18 protein-coding genes are annotated in these 19,193 nt (G+C 43.4%); 3 read left to right on the forward strand and 15 right to left on the reverse strand.

What is annotated here, in order from left to right; genetic code table 11:
- Window positions 1–82 precede the first annotated feature (82 nt).
- The 13 genes from OZ660_RS02610 to OZ660_RS02670 all read right to left on the reverse strand — a co-directional run bounded on the left by OZ660_RS02610 (window position 83) and on the right by OZ660_RS02670 (window position 10,018).
- Entirely contained in the window at window positions 83–433 is a 351-nt protein-coding gene (locus OZ660_RS02610) for a hypothetical protein (protein ID WP_274742463.1), read from the reverse strand.
- Window positions 434–538: 105 nt separating this feature from the next.
- Window positions 539–1,117, reverse strand: coding sequence for a hypothetical protein (locus OZ660_RS02615; protein WP_274742464.1), 579 nt, complete (start codon window positions 1,115–1,117; stop codon window positions 539–541).
- Window positions 1,118–1,255: 138 nt separating this feature from the next.
- Window positions 1,256–1,699: a DUF2513 domain-containing protein gene (locus tag OZ660_RS02620; protein ID WP_274742465.1), complete on the reverse strand. Its 444-nt coding sequence runs from the start codon at window positions 1,697–1,699 to the stop codon at window positions 1,256–1,258.
- Window positions 1,700–2,322: 623 nt separating this feature from the next.
- On the reverse strand, window positions 2,323–2,988 hold the full coding sequence (locus OZ660_RS02625) for a hypothetical protein (protein ID WP_274742466.1): 666 nt from the start codon (window positions 2,986–2,988) through the stop codon (window positions 2,323–2,325).
- 197 nt (window positions 2,989–3,185) lie between these two features.
- Window positions 3,186–3,539, reverse strand: a complete 354-nt coding sequence (locus tag OZ660_RS02630) for a hypothetical protein (RefSeq protein ID WP_274742467.1) — start codon at window positions 3,537–3,539, stop codon at window positions 3,186–3,188.
- Between the two features lie 123 nt (window positions 3,540–3,662).
- On the reverse strand, window positions 3,663–4,073 hold the full coding sequence (locus tag OZ660_RS02635) for a hypothetical protein (RefSeq protein WP_274742468.1): 411 nt from the start codon (window positions 4,071–4,073) through the stop codon (window positions 3,663–3,665).
- Window positions 4,074–4,553: 480 nt separating this feature from the next.
- Entirely contained in the window at window positions 4,554–4,865 is a 312-nt protein-coding gene (locus OZ660_RS02640; RefSeq protein WP_274742469.1) for a hypothetical protein, read from the reverse strand.
- Between the two features lie 1,618 nt (window positions 4,866–6,483).
- Window positions 6,484–6,831, reverse strand: a complete 348-nt coding sequence (locus OZ660_RS02645; protein WP_274742470.1) for a nuclear transport factor 2 family protein — start codon at window positions 6,829–6,831, stop codon at window positions 6,484–6,486.
- A gap of 523 nt (window positions 6,832–7,354) precedes the next feature.
- Window positions 7,355–7,750 carry a hypothetical protein gene (locus OZ660_RS02650; RefSeq protein ID WP_274742471.1) on the reverse strand — a complete coding sequence of 132 codons (396 nt, stop codon included), beginning with the start codon at window positions 7,748–7,750 and terminating at the stop codon, window positions 7,355–7,357.
- 118 nt (window positions 7,751–7,868) lie between these two features.
- Complete coding sequence (locus OZ660_RS02655) at window positions 7,869–8,297, reverse strand: hypothetical protein (RefSeq protein ID WP_274742472.1); 429 nt, start codon at window positions 8,295–8,297, stop codon at window positions 7,869–7,871.
- Between the two features lie 484 nt (window positions 8,298–8,781).
- A complete protein-coding gene (locus OZ660_RS02660) occupies window positions 8,782–8,979 on the reverse strand; it encodes a hypothetical protein (protein WP_274742473.1) in 198 nt (65 codons plus the stop codon).
- A gap of 140 nt (window positions 8,980–9,119) precedes the next feature.
- Window positions 9,120–9,575 (reverse strand): hypothetical protein, encoded by a 456-nt coding sequence (locus OZ660_RS02665; protein WP_274742474.1) that lies wholly within the window; start codon window positions 9,573–9,575, stop codon window positions 9,120–9,122.
- Between the two features lie 125 nt (window positions 9,576–9,700).
- Window positions 9,701–10,018, reverse strand: a complete 318-nt coding sequence (locus tag OZ660_RS02670; protein ID WP_274742475.1) for a ribonuclease E inhibitor RraB — start codon at window positions 10,016–10,018, stop codon at window positions 9,701–9,703.
- Between the two features lie 710 nt (window positions 10,019–10,728).
- On the opposite strand from OZ660_RS02670, the gene OZ660_RS02675 reads away from it, so the two are divergent.
- Entirely contained in the window at window positions 10,729–11,697 is a 969-nt protein-coding gene (locus OZ660_RS02675) for an integron integrase (protein WP_159624220.1), read from the forward strand.
- Between the two features lie 70 nt (window positions 11,698–11,767).
- On the opposite strand, the gene fadA is transcribed toward OZ660_RS02675, so the two are convergent.
- Both fadA and fadB read right to left on the reverse strand, forming a co-directional pair.
- On the reverse strand, window positions 11,768–12,931 hold the full coding sequence (gene fadA, locus OZ660_RS02680; protein WP_014948145.1) for an acetyl-CoA C-acyltransferase FadA: 1,164 nt from the start codon (window positions 12,929–12,931) through the stop codon (window positions 11,768–11,770).
- Between the two features lie 18 nt (window positions 12,932–12,949).
- Complete coding sequence (gene fadB / locus OZ660_RS02685; protein ID WP_274742476.1) at window positions 12,950–15,100, reverse strand: fatty acid oxidation complex subunit alpha FadB; 2,151 nt, start codon at window positions 15,098–15,100, stop codon at window positions 12,950–12,952.
- Between the two features lie 607 nt (window positions 15,101–15,707).
- Between fadB and OZ660_RS02690 the strand changes: the two genes are divergently transcribed.
- Window positions 15,708–17,693 (forward strand): transglycosylase SLT domain-containing protein, encoded by a 1,986-nt coding sequence (locus OZ660_RS02690; RefSeq protein ID WP_446698961.1) that lies wholly within the window; start codon window positions 15,708–15,710, stop codon window positions 17,691–17,693.
- Window positions 17,694–17,855: 162 nt separating this feature from the next.
- Entirely contained in the window at window positions 17,856–19,175 is a 1,320-nt protein-coding gene (gene pepQ, locus OZ660_RS02695) for a Xaa-Pro dipeptidase (protein ID WP_274742478.1), read from the forward strand.
- Window positions 19,176–19,193 lie beyond the last annotated feature (18 nt).

The raw sequence follows: 19,193 nt of genomic DNA on the forward strand, positions 1-19,193 counted from the left end.
ATATGGGCTAAAATTAGGAACGAAGTGACGCAGCCCATGTGTTAGCGTCCCAGCGAGCAGCGCGAGTGCCTTGAGTGGTTTGTTATACGCTATTACCTGCTCCATGAGCAACCCACCAACTAAACAAACTTATACTAAGAGCGAGAATTATCAATTCTGCACTTGCACCAAAAAATAAAATTATTGGAACCAATGAAGCCAAGCATAAGTACTGTGGTTTAAATAGATTTAGTTTGTTTAAAGCAATTGCAACGGGAACACCATATAAGAAGTTGATTGGATAAATAACAATTAAACTTAGGCTAGCCGATACGAAACTGCCGGCTAGAGTTTGAAATAAACCATTTTGGTCAATGGTGAAAAGTAGCATTATCGGAAAGGCTACTATTGGGCCAAGAGTTGCACCTTTAAAAATATCTGAATTTGTCACCATGGCGTATAACTTCCAAATATGGGGCGCAAACACGTGTGCAATAATGGCGAAGCCGCGCACGTGTTTGCGTCCCAGCGAGCGGCAGCGAGTGACATAATTTGTTTGTTAGCTGCCACTACCAACCTTTTTCCATTCAGGATTAATATTCTGGGAAGTAGCATCGACAAACTGGGTAAGCTTGACTCCTAAAAATAAATATTCGATGGAATGTGGTTTAAAGTCCAAGTTCCCTTTGAATCCTAATCCACTCTCTTCTATTTTTGAATAATTTTCATAGGGAACACTTCTTAGGTTTTTTAACTCGTAAAATCCATTCTTCCATTCAAACCTAAATCCTTCAAAAGCCTCCAATTCTGATGTTCCTAGAATGTGCTTTTTACCATCCTTCGAAGATACGATGGTAATTTGAGGTTCTTTTTCTGTTTTATTTGCGTCGATACCGAATAGAATATACTGGTCTCTATTTTCGTTCCAAACTCGATACATAGCTCCTGATTCATTTGACGATTCAAAATCTAGTCTTTGGACTTTTAAGAACATAGTAAAATAACAATCATCATCACAGTGCACGAAAAAAGAATTTAGCTCGGCTTTGCCAGTTGGTGTGTCGTGTTCGCTTGGATAGAGAGTTTGGGCCTCTACTGTGTGTGCAATTAGGAAAAAAATTAAGATAAGCTTTTTCATAGAAACATCCTTGCTGTAAAACATGGCAGCTAACTTTCCAATAACGGGCGCAGGCACGTGGGGCATAATGGCAAAGCCGGCCCGCGTGTATGCGTCCCAGCGAACGTAGTGAGCGAGTTAATTGGGTTGTTATACCCGTTACTCATCCAAAATATCATTCAATTTTTTCTTAAAATAGTGCTGAAGCAACTTTTGGCTACCATCAAAAACTACTTTAAATGGAGCATCTTTGAACTCAGTTTTAAGTTTCTCAAACACTTCTTGCTTATCTAAAGCATTGGCAAAATCGTGGCCCGCTTGAGTTAACCTAATATCTTTATCGAAGATCAGAGGGGGACCGCTTATGCCCATTGTAATGCCTATTGAATCCAAACCAGACAAATGTAAATTTCTGTCAGAAATTAATCGATTATCCATCAGAATCTGCATATGAAAAACGAACTTTTCGTCTAAGTATTCAGGATTGTCTGAGGAACTAATTGGAAATCCATTGTCCTGCAATTTTACAACGCTAATATGCGCTGTTTCTGCGTTTAGGAACTCTGATAAGAGCTCTTTTAGATAGGCTAAATCAATACGCATGTTTCAATATCCTTTTGAGGGTATAACTTTTAAATAAGGGGCGCATACGCGTGGGCTACAATGCGAAGCAGCCCACGTGTATGCGTCCCAACGAACGAAGTGAGTGACTTAATTTTTTTGTTAGGTGCGTTCAACATACATCCTTGTTTTTCTAGAGTAAGAAACATAACACTGAAAAGCTAAAAACAAATAGAAAATTAAAAGTTCTGCGTATGATAGTTCATTAAATTGTTTGAAAGTTTGAGATATCTCGACGGTTGAAAATGCAACGAGAAACATAAGCAGAATAGCTGCAACGAAAATTTGCAGCGCTACAAATATGCGTAGCCCTACAAGTGCGCTGCGAAATCGTCCGCTTATACCAAATATGATCGCAATGAGGATGATAGAGAGATACATGTTTGAAAAGGACATAAGAGACACCAGCGAGTAAGCTGTATAAACAATGACAAGGATTAGTAGAGGTTTAGGCATATCAATCAGAGTCATCATAAATTCCTTTTTAGCACCTAACACTAAGCTAAGGGGCGTAAATGCAATGCGAAAATGGCGAAGCCGCATTGCGTTTGCGTCCCAGCGATTGCCGCAGGCAATTGCGATTTGAGCGCCTTGTTAGGCCCGTTTTAAAAAAAAGACCATTCAGCACTATAGCATGGGCCATCATAGCCATATCTATTGCCTTGTCCATTACTGATAAATTCCGCAGTTGCTTTTAAAGATGGTGTATTTCCAATCTTTCTTGATTGCTCTAGCAATAACTCGATTTCATCCCATCTAGACGATATACCGCCTTGACCGGGGTGTGTTTCAACTGATGCTTTTCCCGCTTCATATTCGTTGTTCCAATCTACGAATATGCGCCATTGTTCTACTTCCAATTCCATTTCAGATTCAGAAATTGGGTATAAAGTAAAAGTATCTAGATATCCTTCTTCTTGCTTAAAATCCGCAATAAACCGAAACGGAGCCTCATTTAACAACGTGATACCAACCCTAGGGCCATCATAATATTCATTTTCTACAAGCACTAAACTCATTAGTTTCTCGAAGGGCCTAACTTTTAAATAAGGGGCGCAGACGCGTGGGCTACAATGCGAAGCAGCCCACGTGTATGCGTCCCAGCCTGCGCCAGCAGGCGACTTAATTTTTTTGTTATACACAAACCGTTTCTTAACTGCCAGCATGTTGAAGAAAATAGGGTAAAAGTACTGAATAAAACAACCAACGTTTTTAGCTTTTACTTGCTGCCAAAGAAGAGAGCTGCTTGAGTTGAAAAGCGGTGTTTTCAAGCTTCCTTCGATGCTGACCAAAAACTAAAACGAACCCCTAAAGCTGTTGTAAAAAAGTGCTGAACTTTAGCCTGATTATTACTAAAAAATGGGTGGTGTATAACTTTTAAATAAGGGGCGCAGACGCGTGGGCTAAAATGCGAAGCAGCCCACGTGTATGCGTCCCAGCGAACGAAGTGAGTGACTTAATTTTTTTGTTAGTTGCCATAAGCTTGAAACGCCCTTGATGACGCACTCTTTGAACCCTCGATAATTGAAGAGTACCAAGGATCTAGTTTTTGGCTACTGTGATATGCCTGAACTATTTTACGTGCATGCTGCTCTATCGTTAGCTCACCGATTGCAGGGGTATTTGCGATTTCATTTGCCATATCTAACCCCTCATATTCATTTTTTAGAGCTTCCCTATACTCATCATAAGTCATTTGAAATTGAGAGGATAATTCTGGCTCTAACCTACACATCTCGTCTGCTTTAATTAATTCGCCAACTATTGCTGACGGGTCAGGTTTTCCAAAGGATTGGAGTTTTTTCAAGATTTTCTTAAGCATGATTTCCCTGTGGCAACTAACTTTTAAATAAGGGGCGCAGGCGCGTGGGCTAGAATGCGAAGCAGCCCACGTGTATGCGTCCCAGCGAACGAAGTGAGTGTCTTAATTTTTTTGTTATGAGTCTTAGCTTGCAAAGTACACCTCATCTAAAGTGTTAGCGATATTAAAGCTGAATTGTAATTTGTTATCCGCACTTTCGATGCTGCCGTTTGAGAGTGTTGCGTATTCTATGTTTTTAGCTATCAAAAGTGATTCAATTTCTTGTTTCGTTGCTTGAGAAATCTCCTGTCCCCAAATACTTACGGGGTGTATGGCTTTTACTTGAAACATGCATACGAATGAATTTTCAGTTGGACAGTTTTCAATGTCACCTTTAAAGCCAATTAAAAGCCCTTGGTAATAAAGGAAGTTTTCTAGGTTTCCCCCCATCCACTCTTCATAAAAGAGTTCGGTACCCAAAATTGATTTAACCTGGCTAGGGCGAAATCCAAACTGTATTTCGCTCAAACCTTTTTCTAATAATACTTCATACATAAGTTGAATTTCAGTGACTCATAACTTTTAAATAAGGGGCGATAACACGTAGGGCAAAATAGCGAAGCGGCCCTGCGTGTTAGCGTCCCAGTGGGCTTTAGCCCACGACTTAATTTTTTTGTTATACACAAACCGTTTGTTAACTACCAGCATGTTGAAGAAAATAGGGTAAAAGCACCGAATAAAACAACTAGCGATTCTGACTCTTACTAGCTGCCAAAGAAGGGAGCTGCTTGAATTGAAAAGCAGAGCTTTTAAGTTACCTTTGATGCTGACCGAAAACTAAAACGAACCCCTAAAGCCGTTGTAAAAAAGTACTGAACTTAGGTCTGATTATTACTAAATAAAGGGTGGTGTATAACTTTTAAATAAGGGGCGCAGACACGTGGGCGAAAATGGCGAAGCCGCCCACGTGTATGCGTCCCAGCGAACGAAGTGAGTGACTTTATTTTTTTGTTAGGTGCGTGCCCGATAAAACCTTTATATAGCATAAGCTAGAAACGCCAACCCAAAACTTAAAAGACCCATTAAAACAAGGCAAGTGATGTAGCCAATTTCAGTTTTCGACTGTTCAATTACAAACTGACCAAAAGCAATCTCTTTAGTTATCAGGCCCAATAGAAAATGTAAAAACAAAATTATTGCTAGCCATGCGAATAATATGGATTTATTTCCTGTACTGAATTGTTGATTATCAAATGCAGTAAGTGCCCAAACTAGAACCCCCAGAAGACCAATGTAGTTAGTGGACCTGGCTATAATATTCATTTTGGATTTATTAAATGAATTCACGATGAGCACCTAACTTTTAAATAAGGGGCGCAGACGCGTGGGCTAAAATGCGAAGCAGCCCACGTGTATGCGTCCCAGTGCGCGCGAGCGCACGACTTAATTTTTTTGTTATACACAAACCGTTTGTTAACTGCCAGCATGTTGAAGAAAATAGGGTAAAAGTACTGAATAAAACAACCAACGTTTTTAGCTTTTACTTGCTGCCAAAGAAGTGAGCTTCTTGAGTTGAAAAGCGGTGCTTTCAAGCTGCCTTCGATGCTGACCGAAAACCAAAACGAACCCCCAAAGCCGTTGTAAAAAAGCACTGAACTTCGGCCTGACTTTTACTAAAGAATGGGTGGTGTATAACGCTAAGCTTTGGGGCGCTAACATGGGGCCATAATTGCGAAGCGGCCCCGTGTTAGCGTCCCAGCGACCGGAGGGAGTGCCAACAGCGTTTTGTTAGGCGTACAAAGGAAAGTACGCAGCTTTGCTGCCACCACTAGCCGATAAGGCCACTTATTTAAATTGTTGAAATTAAGATAAAACAACCCTGTGCGAAATGCCAGATGTTAACGACATTGCTGGATAAAAGAGCGAGTTTAGAAGACTGGTGATGCAGAATGTTGGCTTTGCGGTGTTGATGAAACGCACGTTGCTAAAGCAGTTGAAACTACCGAAAAAGCAAGCTGCAAAGACAACCTAGCGAAACAACCTTGATGCTGGAATGTAACAGTTAAACCCACTTTTTTATGCTGTAAGTAAATGACGCCTAACGCCCGCATAACGGGCAAAAATACGTAGGCTACAATACCAAGCGAAGCGCAGGGAGCCTACGTGTTTTTGTCCCTAGCGAGCGCAGCGAGTGTTAATGCGTTTGTTATGGGCACTTTTCCCCATGCCTATCATATGGATACTTCTGAAGCTCTTTGCAGTTGGAACCATAACATTTGACAATGAAATTGATACAACGCCCACCGCCCCGATACATGTAAGAAAAGTCTGCTATATCTCTATTCTTTGAAATGGAAAACTCTAAATTTTCATTTGGCAGATTATTGCGTTTCAGATATTCGAGTACAGTTTCGGTGGCTTGCTTTTGCATTTCAGGAGTTAACTCTTGAGGCTCGTTTGAGCATCCCGATATTAAAAATAGAAGCAAAAGTAAAATTCTATTCTGGATCATCCACTGTGCCCATAACTTTTAAATAAGGGGCGCAGGCGCGTGGGCTAAAATGCGAAGCAGCCCACGTGAATGCGTCCCAGCCTGCGCCAGCAGGCGACTTAATTTTTTTGTTATACACAAACCGTTTCTTAACTGCCAGCATGTTGAAGAAAATAGGGTAAAAGTGCTGAACAAAACAACCAGCGTTTTTAACTTTTACTTGCTGCCAAGAAGAGGGCGGTTTGAGTTGAAAAGCAGGACTGTCACTCCACCTTTGATGCTTACTAAAAACTAAAACAAACTCCCAAAGCTGTTGTAAAAAAGTGCTGAACTTTGTCCTGATTTTTACTAAAAAATGGGTGGTGTATAACGCCCGCATAACGGGCAAAAATACGTAGGCTATAATACAGAGCGAAGCGAAGGGAGCCTACGTGTTTTTGTCCCTAACGAGCGCAGCGAGTGTTAATGCGTTTGTTAGGTAGCATGTTTAATCGGAGTGCCTTGGTGATATTGAATTTGCCAATTGCTTTGTGATTTTTTCCATATAGAACACCGATATGCACTTTGTTGATTTATTGTGGTTAGATACTTAACCAAAACACAGTCTTTGGCTAGTACAACGAAGCTAAAATCGTGGGCTGAAAAAGCCACTGATTCTTCGTTGACCAGTTCGTTGATAATATCCGATTTAGAAAACCTCTTGCCTGATTTTCCGACTTCCTCGAATTCATCGGCTATTAAAGCTTCTAGACGTTGCTTGTTTTTTCGGGTAGCAAGATCATTTAGCTCTAATTCCAAATTTCTTATAGTGTCGAATTCCATACTGCTACCTAACGCTAAGCTTTGGGGCGCTAACATGGGGCCATAATCGCGAAGCGGCCCCGTGTTAGCGTCCCAGCGACCGAAGGGAGTGCCAACAGCGTTTTGTTAGGCGTACAACTGAAAGTACGCAGCTTTGCTGTCACCACTAACCAAATAGACCGCGTGTTTAAATTATTGAAATTAAGATAAAACAACCCTGTGCGAAATGCCAGATGTTAAGGACATCGCAGGATAAAAGAGCGAGTTTAGAAAGCAAGCGGTGCTGAATATTGGCGTTTCGATGTTGATGAAAAGCGCGTTGCTAAAGTCGTTTACACAGCAACAAGCGCTAGCCGCAAAAACAACCTAGCAAAACAACCTTGATGCTGGAATGTCACGGTTGAACCCACTTTTTAATGCTGTAAGTAAATGACGCCTAACACCCCACTAAGGGGCGATAACACATAGGCTAAAATTAGGAACGAAGTGACGCAGCCTATGTGGTAGCGTCCCAGCGAGCAGCGCGAGTGCCTTTAGTGTTTTGTTATATGCTACTCTTAAAAATCCTAATACTACCACTAGTGAACGCACCACTGTCGTATCGTTTTATAGAAGTAGCAAGTTCCTCCAAAGTACAACACTCTAGTTCAGTTCTAAATGGTAATGTATTGTGATTTGTTGAGACCGCACTTACGCGAATTTGTGACGACATTTCATCGAGCCATGCGTAAAACAATTTTTCGTTACCACTATTACTTGAACTGTATATCGACAAAGCACGAGATAAAAACAACTCAATATCCCTTTTAGTGGTTAGAGTAGCATCCTGCTTACTAAAACCGAATGAAACCAGGTTTTCATTGGCTTCCTGATTTATATCTAAAGAACTTTGAAGAGTTAGTTTTTCTTCTAGTTGTTTTAATTCTTTATTTAAAATCATGAGATGCTTACTGGCATATAACTTTTAAATAAGGGGCGCTGGCACGTAGGGCATAATAGCGAAGCGGCCCTGCGTGTTAGCGTCCCAACGAGCGACAGCGAGTGACTTTATTTTTTTGTTATGCATCAACGATCCCAAACAACCTTGTATAGTTTTTCTTGTATAAGTCTGCGAATACAAATGGCCGAATTATCAATGCATTTGTAACAACAGGAATAATAATAATGGTATTAAAAATTACAGGAGCACCAAAAGTTACCATGATGCCTGAGAGAGCAACTGTGATATAGGTTAAGATTGAGTATGCCCTAAATGAAGAAATATTCTTCATTAACACAGTGACTTCACTTTTTTCTGTGCAGTCATTTACGAAAAGGTAAAGACAAACTAGGCCAGCTAACCCCCAAAGAATGCTTTCTGGGCGAATTGTTGATAGAGCATTTCCAAACAAAACCACAGTTAATGCCAGACTAAAGGTGTCTGACGCCGCCATTCTTAATAACAAATGTTGGTTATCCGGTTCTGGTGAAAGAGGCAGTCGATCCATGAATCTTCCTGATGCATAACTTTTAAATAAGGGGCGCAGGCACGTGGGCTAAAATGCGAAGCAGCCCACGTGAATGCGTCCCAGCCTGCGCTAGCAGGCGACTTAATTTTTTTGTTATACACAAACCGTTTCTTAACTGCCAGCATGTTGAAGAAAATAGAGTAAAAGTACCGAACAAAACAACCTTTGATTTTAACTTTAGCAAGCAGCCAGAAAAGAGAGCGGCGTGAGTTGAAAAGCAGAACTTTCAAGTTACCTTCGATGCTGACAAAAAGCTAAAACGAAACTCCAAAGCCGTTGTAAAAAAGCTCTGAACTTTGGCCTGATTTTTACTAAAAAATGGGTGGTGTATAACACCCAAATATGGGGCGCGGACGCGCAGGCGATAATGGCGAAGCCGCCTGCGTGTTTGCGTCCCAGTGCGCCCTAGCGCACGACATAATTTGCTTGTTATGTGTAGTGCTTAAAATACCTTCACGAGTCTTCATTTGAGCATCTCGCTAAGGTCAGAATAAGCATTTTCATCGTGAACATTTGAAAGTTTTAACTCAATAAATAGCTTCCCTTTTTCTGAATCTATTTTCCATGTTTCCCACTGATCCATTGACAACTCAGCGTGCCTTTTTATCAGTTTCAGCATTAAAACAAATTCTTCCTTGGTCAATTCTTTATTTTGATCCATTGTTCTTCGAGTTCCCTTCTACACATAACGCCCCACTTAGGGGCATAAATACGCAGGCTATAATACGGAGCGAAGCGAAGGGAGCCTGCGTGTTTGTGTCCCAACGAGCGCCAGCGAGTGACTACAGTGGTTTGTTATACCTACTGTTTACTTACATAGAGCACACTGTAAGCCCAAACATTTATTTTAAGTTCTTTGCAAAGAGCACCATCCATGCAAATGCCACTAAACCAAATATCTCCAAACCCTATATTCAGTCCGTTGTAATTATAAGATAAGTTTTTAAATTGCTGCTCTTTAACCCTTGTCAGCATTTCCGGTGTAACAATGCTGTCGTAGTTTTCAATGAATTGCTCTATGGTGTCGTAATAAACGCTACCGCTAGGATAATTAACTCGTATTGGATACAAGTTTAGCGACGCTACCTGTTGCTTATCACCCGATAACAAGCTTGATTTTAAATTTAAGAAGAAAGCTTCGTAGTCTAGATCACTTTTAAAATACTCGTTGAGTTTCTTATTCGAAATATCCTTAACATTGTCGGAAAATGCCGGACCACTGAACAATAAAAGAAAAATAACTAGGTAAGCTCTCAATTAAACACCCTGTAGGTATAACTTTTAAATAAGGGGCGCAGGCATGTGGGCTACAATGCGAAGCAGCCCACGTGTATGCGTCCCAGCGAACGAAGTGAGTGACTTAATTTTTTTGTTATGTGCCATTAGCTCAAAACACCCCAAGATTCGCAAACCCCACCATATTCGGCCACTAGAGAGGAAACATTGTCCTGCGTATCTATTACTAACTTATAAGAGAGAATTTGGTGAATGTTAAATAGGATATAACCGCTATACTCCCCGTCCGGTTCGTAAATTTCAATTGCACCAGCGAATTCTTTTAACTTTGAAATAGCGTCAGGGTGAGGAGGCCAAGAGTCGAAATCGACGTTGAAATCTATCGTGGTTGGCTTTTGAAAATCGAATCCAGACTCTTCAAGCCTTCTTAAAACGTCACCATCAACATCGTCTGGGAAAATCAATTTGCCTCCTTGGCACATAACTTCCAAATATGGGGCGCAAACACGTGTGCAAAAATGGCGAAGCCCCGCACGTGTATGCGTCCCAGCGAGCGATAGCGAGTGCCATAATTTGTTTGTTATGTAGCGTTTTAAAAAAGAGCATGCCAGATAAATCCGTAGAGCACAAAAATCCCGAATACTTGAAAATACTGTGTTTTGCTTACGCTACCACTTCTAGCAGACAAGTAGCCAAAGTGTGTTACTACCATAGCCATAACTAAAGGGAGAAGATAAAAAAACATCCCGGGTTGATAAATTTTAGGAGATGGCTCAGATGCATGGGTAAAGATAGAGAGTACATACGTGAGAAAAAACAACTGAAATGCTAGGTATCGAGGAAGAGTTCCTAAGGCTATGACTAGTTTATTCTGCATTGTGAATGTCCATATCCTTCAAGCTACATAACAATTTAATCGTCCCCAAAACGGGACGATTTCCCGAACCGGAACGGGGTTTTTGTCCGTTTGAGCTTTCATAAGGTTAAACTATAAGCTACTACAACATCTACTAAATTTCACTTTTGGTGTTTTTCGCGCAAAGTTTAAAAACACCAAAACGACTTGCAGGTGAATTTGGTGTTTTTCATGCGTTTTATCTGCTCAAAACTGGCGTTGTGATCAGTTATTTAGGAAAGTTTTATTGCGTAAACTGCTTCTACTTAGGAGCAAGCCATGAAATCAACCTTTATCCAAACGCTTTATGATCACATGATGCTGAAGCGTTATGCAAAACGTACTATACAAACATACCTCAACTGGATTACCGATTATATTCGTTTTAATAATTTTCAGCATCCTAAGGACTTAGATTCTGTGCACGTTGAAGCGTATCTAACGCATTTATCAACAAGGCGAAAGAACTCGCGTTCTACACAGGCTACCGCGCTCAATGCGTTGGCATTTTTATACAATAAGTACCTCGACCAACCGCTTCCCGAAGATATGAATTTTGTGGGAAGTGGGCGCGAGCGAAAACTGCCTGTAGTGCTTACGCAGCTCGAAGTAAAAGCGCTATTGGGCCGCATACCTACCCATCATTATTTGGCGGTGGCATTGTTGTATGGCAGTGGGCTTCGATTAATGGAATGCACGCGCTTGCGGGTGGGCGATATCGACTTCGATTATAAATGTGTGCGCATCTGGTTTGGGAAAGGGGGAAAACACCGTGTTGTAACCTTGTCTGAATCGCTACTCCCGTTGTTAAGAAACCATATTAGCGAAAGTGAAAAGCTACTCGCTAGAGACTTATTGGTTCCAGAATTTGCTGGCGCCTGGATTCCGCATGCGTTAAGAAAGAAATACCAACAGCGCAACAAAACCATTGAGTGGCAGTACTTGTTTCCCGCCGCAAAGCTCAGTACCGATCCTGAAAGTAAATTGCTGCGAAGGCATCATATCGACGAAAAGCAAATACAAAGGGCTGTTACGCGGGCAGCAAATGATGCAGGCATTATTAAGCATGTTACTCCTCATACGCTAAGGCATTCTTTTGCAACTCATCTATTGCAGTCGGGAGCAGATATAAGAACGGTACAAGATCAACTTGGTCATGCCGATGTGCGCACTACGCAGATATATACGCATATATTACAACAAGGTGCTAATGGTGTGGTTAGCCCTCTATCTAGCCTAGTTTTTTGATGTAGGCAGCCAACAAAAAAGGGCCCGAAGGCCCTTTCAAAACTTAGCTTTTAAACGCTAACTCAAACGCTTATACACGCTCGAATACGGTAGCAATACCTTGGCCTAAACCAATACACATTGTCGCTAAGCCTAGGCTTACGTCTTGTGATTCCATTAGGTTGATAAGCGTACCCGAGATACGCGAACCAGAACAACCTAGTGGGTGACCAAGTGCAATCGCACCACCGTTAAGGTTAATCTTAGTATCTAGGTGGTCCATCCAACCTAGTTGCTTAATGCACGATAGCGCCTGAGCTGCGAACGCTTCGTTGAACTCAGCAAGTTCAATATCGTCCATAGTAAGGCCAGCGCGCTTAAGGGCTTTTTGTGTAGCCGGAACTGGGCCATAACCCATAATTGCCGCATCACAACCAGCCACTGCCATCGAGCGAATTTTCGCACGTGGCGTTAGGCCAAGCTCTTTCGCACGGTCTGCTGACATAAGTAGCATACCTGATGCACCGTCAGACAGCGCAGAAGAAGTACCCGCCGTAACCGTACCGTTTACTGGGTCGAACACAGGGCGAAGTGCCGCCATGCTCTCAGCCGTGCTTTCTGGGCGTACTACTTCATCGTAGTCAATTAGCTTTAATACGCCGTTCGCATCGTGACCTTCAACAGGCACAATCTCATTAGCCCAGCGGCCTTCAAGGTGTGCTTTGTGCGCTAGCTGGTGCGAACGCGCACCAAATGCGTCTTGCTGCTCACGCGTAATGCCGTTTTGACGGCCAAGTAACTCGGCTGTCATACCCATCATACCCGACGCTTTTGCCGTGTACTTAGCAAGACCAGGGTGGAAGTCGATGTTGTAGTTCATCGGTACGTGACCCATGTGCTCAACACCACCAATCATGTAAATGTCACCACGGCCGCTCATGATGCCGCTTGTTGCATCGTGAAGAGCTTGCATTGATGAACCACATAAACGGTTTACCGTTACCGCGCCAGTTGTGCGTGGAATTTGTGTTAATAGTTGCGCGTTACGTGCAACGTTGAAGCCTTGTTCTTTAGTTTGCTGAACACAGCCCCAAATGATGTCTTCAATTTCCGCTGGGTTTACGCCAGGGTTACGCTCTAGTAGCGCGGTCATTAGCGCTGCAGATAGGTCTTCTGCACGCACATTTCTGAAAACACCGTTTTTTGAACGACCCATAGGGGTACGTACGCAATCGATTACGACCACTTCTTTCATTAGTTTTTCCTCCGGGTCTTATGCGAAATAGGATTTACCAGCAGCGGCCATTTCACGAACGCCGTCTGAGATCTGATAAATTGGACCAAGTTCAGCGTACTTGTCTGCCATCGCAACAAAGTTCGCCAAGCCAATGGTTTCAATCCAACGGAAAATACCACCGCGGAATGGAGGGAAACCTAAGCCGTAAAGTAGCGCCATATCTGCTTCAGCTGCGCTATCTACAATGCCTTCTTCTAGGCAGCGAATTGCTTCGTTTGCCATAGGGATCATAAGGCGTGCAATAATGTCGTCAGCTTCAAAGTCTGTCTTTTCAGCTACGTGTGGTGCCATTAATGCATATGCTTCTTCAGCAGGTGTTTTCGACGGCTTACCGCGCTTATCAACACCGTAGTTGTAGAAACCTTTACCGTTCTTCTGACCTAAACGCTCTTCTTTGTAGAACAGTGTTACTGGGTCGTTGTCTAGGCGAGCCATACGCTCTGGAATGCCCGCTGCCATAACGTCTGCTGCGTGATCGCCAGTGTCGATACCTACAACGTCCATTAGGTAAGCTGGGCCCATTGGCCAGCCGAAGATTTTTTCCATCACTTTATCAACGGCAACAAAGTCAGCACCGTCGATAAGAAGCTTACTGAAGCCCGCAAAGTATGGGAACAATACGCGGTTTACCAAGAACCCTGGGCAGTCGTTAACCACAATTGGGGTTTTGCCCATTTTAAGGGTAGCGGCTACTACTGCATTAATGGTTTCTTCAGACGTTTTTTCGCCACGAATAATTTCAACAAGCGGCATGCGGTGCACTGGGTTGAAGAAGTGCATACCACAGAAGCGCTCTGGCTTGTCTAGGCTTTCAGCTAGCTGGTTGATAGAGATAGTAGAAGTGTTTGAAGTGATGATAGCGTCGTCCGCTACATTGTCTTCTACTTCTTTAAGTACAATACCTTTTACTTTCGGGTTCTCTACAACCGCTTCAATAACAAGGTCTGCATCTTTAAGCGTGCTGTACTCAAGGGTAGGTGTAATTGCGTTAAGCGTTTGCGCCATTTTAGTCGCATCAACTTTACCGCGCTTCATACCTTTACCAAGAATTTTTGCCGCTTCTGAAAGGCCAAGGTCTAGTGCACCTTGGTTAATGTCTTTCATGACTACCGGCGTGCCTTTCACAGCGCTTTGGTATGCAATACCGCCACCCATGATGCCAGCACCTAGTACCGCGTTAAGCTTAGATTGCTTGGTTGCCGCTTTCGCTTGCTTCTTACCTTTGCTCTTAACTAGCTGGTCGGCAAGGAAAATACCAATTTGTGCTTTCGCAGCGTCTGTTTTCGCAAGCGCTACAAAGCCTTCGTTTTCAAGCTTAAGTGCGCCGTCACGGTCTAGACCCGCTGCTTTTTGAACAGTCTCAACCATTTTGTGCGGTGCTGGGTAATGTTTACCAGCTTGTGCAAATACCATAGCTTGAGCAGTAGAGAAGCTCATCATAGCTTCGTTTTTGTTTAGCTGTAGTGGGGCTTTCTTAACCGCACGACGAGCTTGCCAGTCAAATTTACCGTCAGCTGCGTCTTTCACCATTGAAAGTGCACCTTCAACTAACGCTTCTGGTGCTACTACTGCATCAACTGCGCCTTCAGCCAAAGCTTTCGCGCCTTTTCTGTCGCGGCCAGTGGTCATCCACTCAAGGGCGTTATCTGCACCAATTAGACGAGGTAGGCGAACTGTACCACCAAAACCAGGCATAAGGCCTAGCTTAACTTCTGGCAAACCAATTGAAGCCGTGGTGTCTGCAATACGCATGTCACATGCCAATGCCATTTCACAACCGCCACCCAGCGCGAAACCGTTAACTGCAGCGATGGTAGGGAAAGGTAAGTCTTCGAAGCGGTCGAATACTTGTGAAGTATTGGCAACCCAATTTAGTACTTCCGCGTCGTCCATGGCGAATAGGCCAGTGAACTCGGTGATGTCTGCACCTACGATAAAAGCAGGTTTTGCGCTACGTACTACTAAGCCTTTTACGTCGCCTTTGGCAAGTAGGGCTTGTGTTGCTTCGTCAAGCTCTGTCACCGTTTGGCGGTCGAACTTGTTTACTGAACCTTGGGCGTCGAATACCAGCTCAGCAAAGCCGTCATCTAACAGGCTGACGGAAAGACTTTTGCCTGTGTATATCATTATCATCTCCTTCGGCATTGGCCAGGATGTTAGTGAATTAAACCAACAAGTTTGTAGGGTCGTACTCAAAACACTAACGCGTTAGGGTGGCTAGATTCTTTACAAAGCCACACAAAATTTCAACGAAAAATTCAAACAGCTGTTTCAATCTGTCTTAAGGTAGTGGTCCGATGACTTAAATTCAAGAGCAAATAGTGAATATAAGCTTCATTTCGGTTTTGGTGCTTGTATAATGAGCGTTATTGACGCAAAGCGCCAATCCAGCATAAGAATAATCTACAATCATTACAGGCTATGTTTGTAAAGCATAGCTAACGATAGCTGGCACAACATCTTTATTGGCAAGGAGCCACGTTGTGTTTTTCCGCCGGTCAGTTGCGCTTACCGCGGATACAACCATTCATGCAACTGCGTAACGGTTAAACGTTATTCGGTGGGTGACGTTATTCGGTATGAAGGATAAGGTAGGAGTTTTATTGTGTCTGGTTTAGTCTTTAAGTTTCAATTGCGTAAAAACGCATTGGCATCGCGCGTTAAAAAGCGCCTTTTCACGCCGTACCTGTATCTGCGTACTCAGCGCAGCCTGCCTTTGCAGTCGTTTTTGTTATTGCCGCTTATCTTTGCTTTTTGCAATACGTCGTTGGCGAATGCCCAAGATGCGTCATTGTTGAATTTACCCGCTGATAATTACGCCGATGAACGCGAGCGATTTTTAACGCTTGAGAAGAAATTGCGCACTTATTCAAAGCGTCGCGTTGACGACCTTGAAGGTGAAATACATAGCCTCGCTGAATACCCGTTATATCCTTACCTTTTGCGTCTTCAAATTGAACGCACTATGTCGCTTAAAACGAAGCGCGAGGTAAGACAGTTTCTAGATGATTATGCCGGCCAACCCGTAAGCTACGGATTGCGTTATCAGTGGCTAAATTACTTAGCGCGTCACAATCACCAGCAGACTTTTTTGGGCGACTATCGCGAGGGCATGGGAGCAAAGCTTACTTGTACTGCGCTTAATTATCGCTTGAATCAAGGTGAAGAGGCCGCCATTGTTTTAAAAGAAGTGGATGCGTTGTGGCTTCACGGTCAGTCACAACCTGATGAATGTGACCCACTATTCGCTAAATGGAAGAAAGCGGGCATGATGACGCCTGATAGCGTTATTCAGCGCATTGAAATTGCCGCGAAAGAAGGCAATCGTTCAATTATAAATTATTTAAAGCGTCAGTTGCCTCGCGATAAGCAATATATCGCAGATGCATGGCTAGCGGTTACACGAGATGTGAGCCGTGTCAGTCGCGCCAATTTGTTCCCGCTTAAAAACAAAGCGCAAGAGGCCGAGGTCATTGTGTGGGCCCTTGAAAAATTAGCCTGGCGCAAACCAGAACTGGCAGCAGGTGTGTATACGCAATATTTGAATGAGGGGCTTTTTAGTCAAGCTCAGCAACATGTTGCTCTGCGTGCGATAGCATTAAGCTTTACATTGGACAGGCTTCCTCAAGCGCATGAATGGCTTGAAAAAGCCGATACAGACGGCGCCAGCGAGGACATTAAGTTGTGGCACGTTGCGCATTTACTTCGCACACAAAAATGGCAAGAAGTGGTTGATGTTATCAACAGTGCACCTATTCACCTTCAGCAAGAGGAAAATTACCGCTATTGGAAGGCACGCGCATTGGAAATGCTTGGGCAATCAATGCAAGCAACGGTACTTTACCAAGAGCTAGCTGAAGAGCGTCACTATTACGGGTTTATGGCTAGCGCTCACATTGGTGAAATACCTTCGCTTTCGCATTCTCCCGCGCCAAAAGATATATCAGCCATGTCTGCAGTGGCACGCACTCCTGCCACGCTAAGAGCGGTAGAATTTTTCAGGCTAGGCCGAAATACCAGTGCGCGCCGAGAATGGTATTATCTCCTTTCTCATATTCCAGATTCTCGCGTGACCGATGCGGGTATTTTGGCATACGAATGGGGATTGTACGACCAAGCCATTACCAGTTTTGCGCGCAGCGGTTATTGGGACGACGTTGAGCGTCGTTTTCCGTTGGCATTCGACGATGTGTTTAGCCAGAAATCACAAGCTCACAACATTTCTAAATCGCTCGCGATGGCGATTGCTCGGCGTGAAAGTTCGTTTCGCACAGACGCCATTTCTTCTGTTGGCGCAGCAGGGCTTATGCAATTAATGCCCGGAACAGCACGTTATGTGGCGCAGGAAAAAGTTACTCGTAACGCCTTATTCAACGCCAACGACAACATTGAATATGGTATGCAATACTTGCGCTATTTAATGGATAAATTAAACAATAATCCGGTTTTGGTATCGGCCTCTTACAACGCTGGCTGGCGAAAAGTACTTGAGTGGCTGCCAGCTAATGAAGCCTTGCCCGTGGATATTTGGATTGAGAATATTCCTTATAAAGAAACCCGTGCCTATGTAAAAGCGGTTATGGCATACCAACATATTTACGATATGCAGTTAGGCAGCAACGAAAATATCTTCCCTCAGCTTACGCGGGATATGATCCCATCTGCCGAGGCGGTCAGTACACATCCTGTCACAGGTACGTTGCAACTGGCACCAAAATAATCGATGCAAGTCGAACATTTTTACCGTGCGTTGGCGCGACTTGCGACAAGTTGACACTTTAATAAGTGCATTGTGTAGCACACCCATGCAACAGGCAAAGGTGGCGTGCTACACTCACACCATAAGGCTTAACATCTAACGACAAAAAAGATAAGAGGGGCTATGCCGCAACATAAAGCAACCTACCAACAGCATATCGATGAACTTCAAGCGCGTACTCGTGAAGCGCTACAGCGCGAGGGTTTAGACGGATTAGTCATTCACTCAGGCCAAGGCAAACGTCTATTTTTAGATGATAACCACTATCCCTTTAAAGTGAATCCACAGTTTAAGGCGTGGGTGCCGGTTATCGATAATCCAAACTGCTGGCTGGTGGTAAACGGTGTTGATAAGCCTACATTGATTTTTTACCGTCCAGAAGACTTCTGGCATAAGGTACCGCCTGAGCCTAATGATTTTTGGACAGACAGCTTCAATATCAAACTACTACAGCAAGCTGATGCAGTAGAGAAGTTTTTGCCTTACGACAAAAAACGATTTGCCTATATTGGTGAGTATATTGAAGTGGCCAAGGCACTGGGTTTTGAGAATGTAAATCCAGATAGAGTTCTACATTACTTACATTATCAGCGTGCGTACAAAACCGATTACGAACTAGATTGCATGCGTGAAGCGAATAAACTCGCCGTTGCAGGGCATAAAGCCGCAGAGCAAGCGTTTCGAGAAGGCAAAAGCGAATTCGATATCAACCTTGCATACGCACAAGCTTGTCGACAGGGTGACAACGACGTGCCGTATACCAGTATTGTGGCGCTTAACGAGCACGCTGCGATTTTGCATTACATGCAATGCGATACAGTCGCACCAAGTGAAAACCGTTCGTTCCTTATCGACGCTGGTGCAAACTACCACGGTTATGCGGCAGACATTACCCGTACTTATAGTCAAAACTCGACACTGTTTAGCGATTTGATCAAAGCAGTCGACAAAGTAACGCTAACCCTTGCTGATAGCCTTAAGCCGGGCGTTGCCTATGCAGATATTCATTTGTTAGCACACGATGGCATTGCACAAATTCTTCACGACACTGGGGTGGTTAACCTAACACCGCCAGACATTGTAGAAATGGGGATCACGCGTACTTTCTTCCCCCACGGTATTGGGCACTTCCTTGGGTTACAAGTGCACGATGTCGGTGGTCTAGTGAATGATGATAGAGGTACGCCAAAGCCAGCGCCTGAAGATCATCCGTTTCTTCGCTGTACACGCATTGTAGAGCCTCGCCAAGTATTTACTATTGAACCTGGGCTTTACTTTATCGATAGTCTACTGCGCGACTTAAAGGCTACGCCGGCATCTAAGTATATTAATTGGGATACCGTAGACGCATACAAGCCATTTGGTGGCATTCGCATTGAAGATAATATCATTGTGCATCGAGATAAGAATGAGAACATGACAAGGGATCTCGACTTAAACTAAATTTTAGTAAAAAGTGTA

The sequence above is a fragment of the Alteromonas sp. 009811495 genome, assembly GCF_028865455.1.
Lineage (GTDB): Bacteria > Pseudomonadota > Gammaproteobacteria > Enterobacterales > Alteromonadaceae > Alteromonas.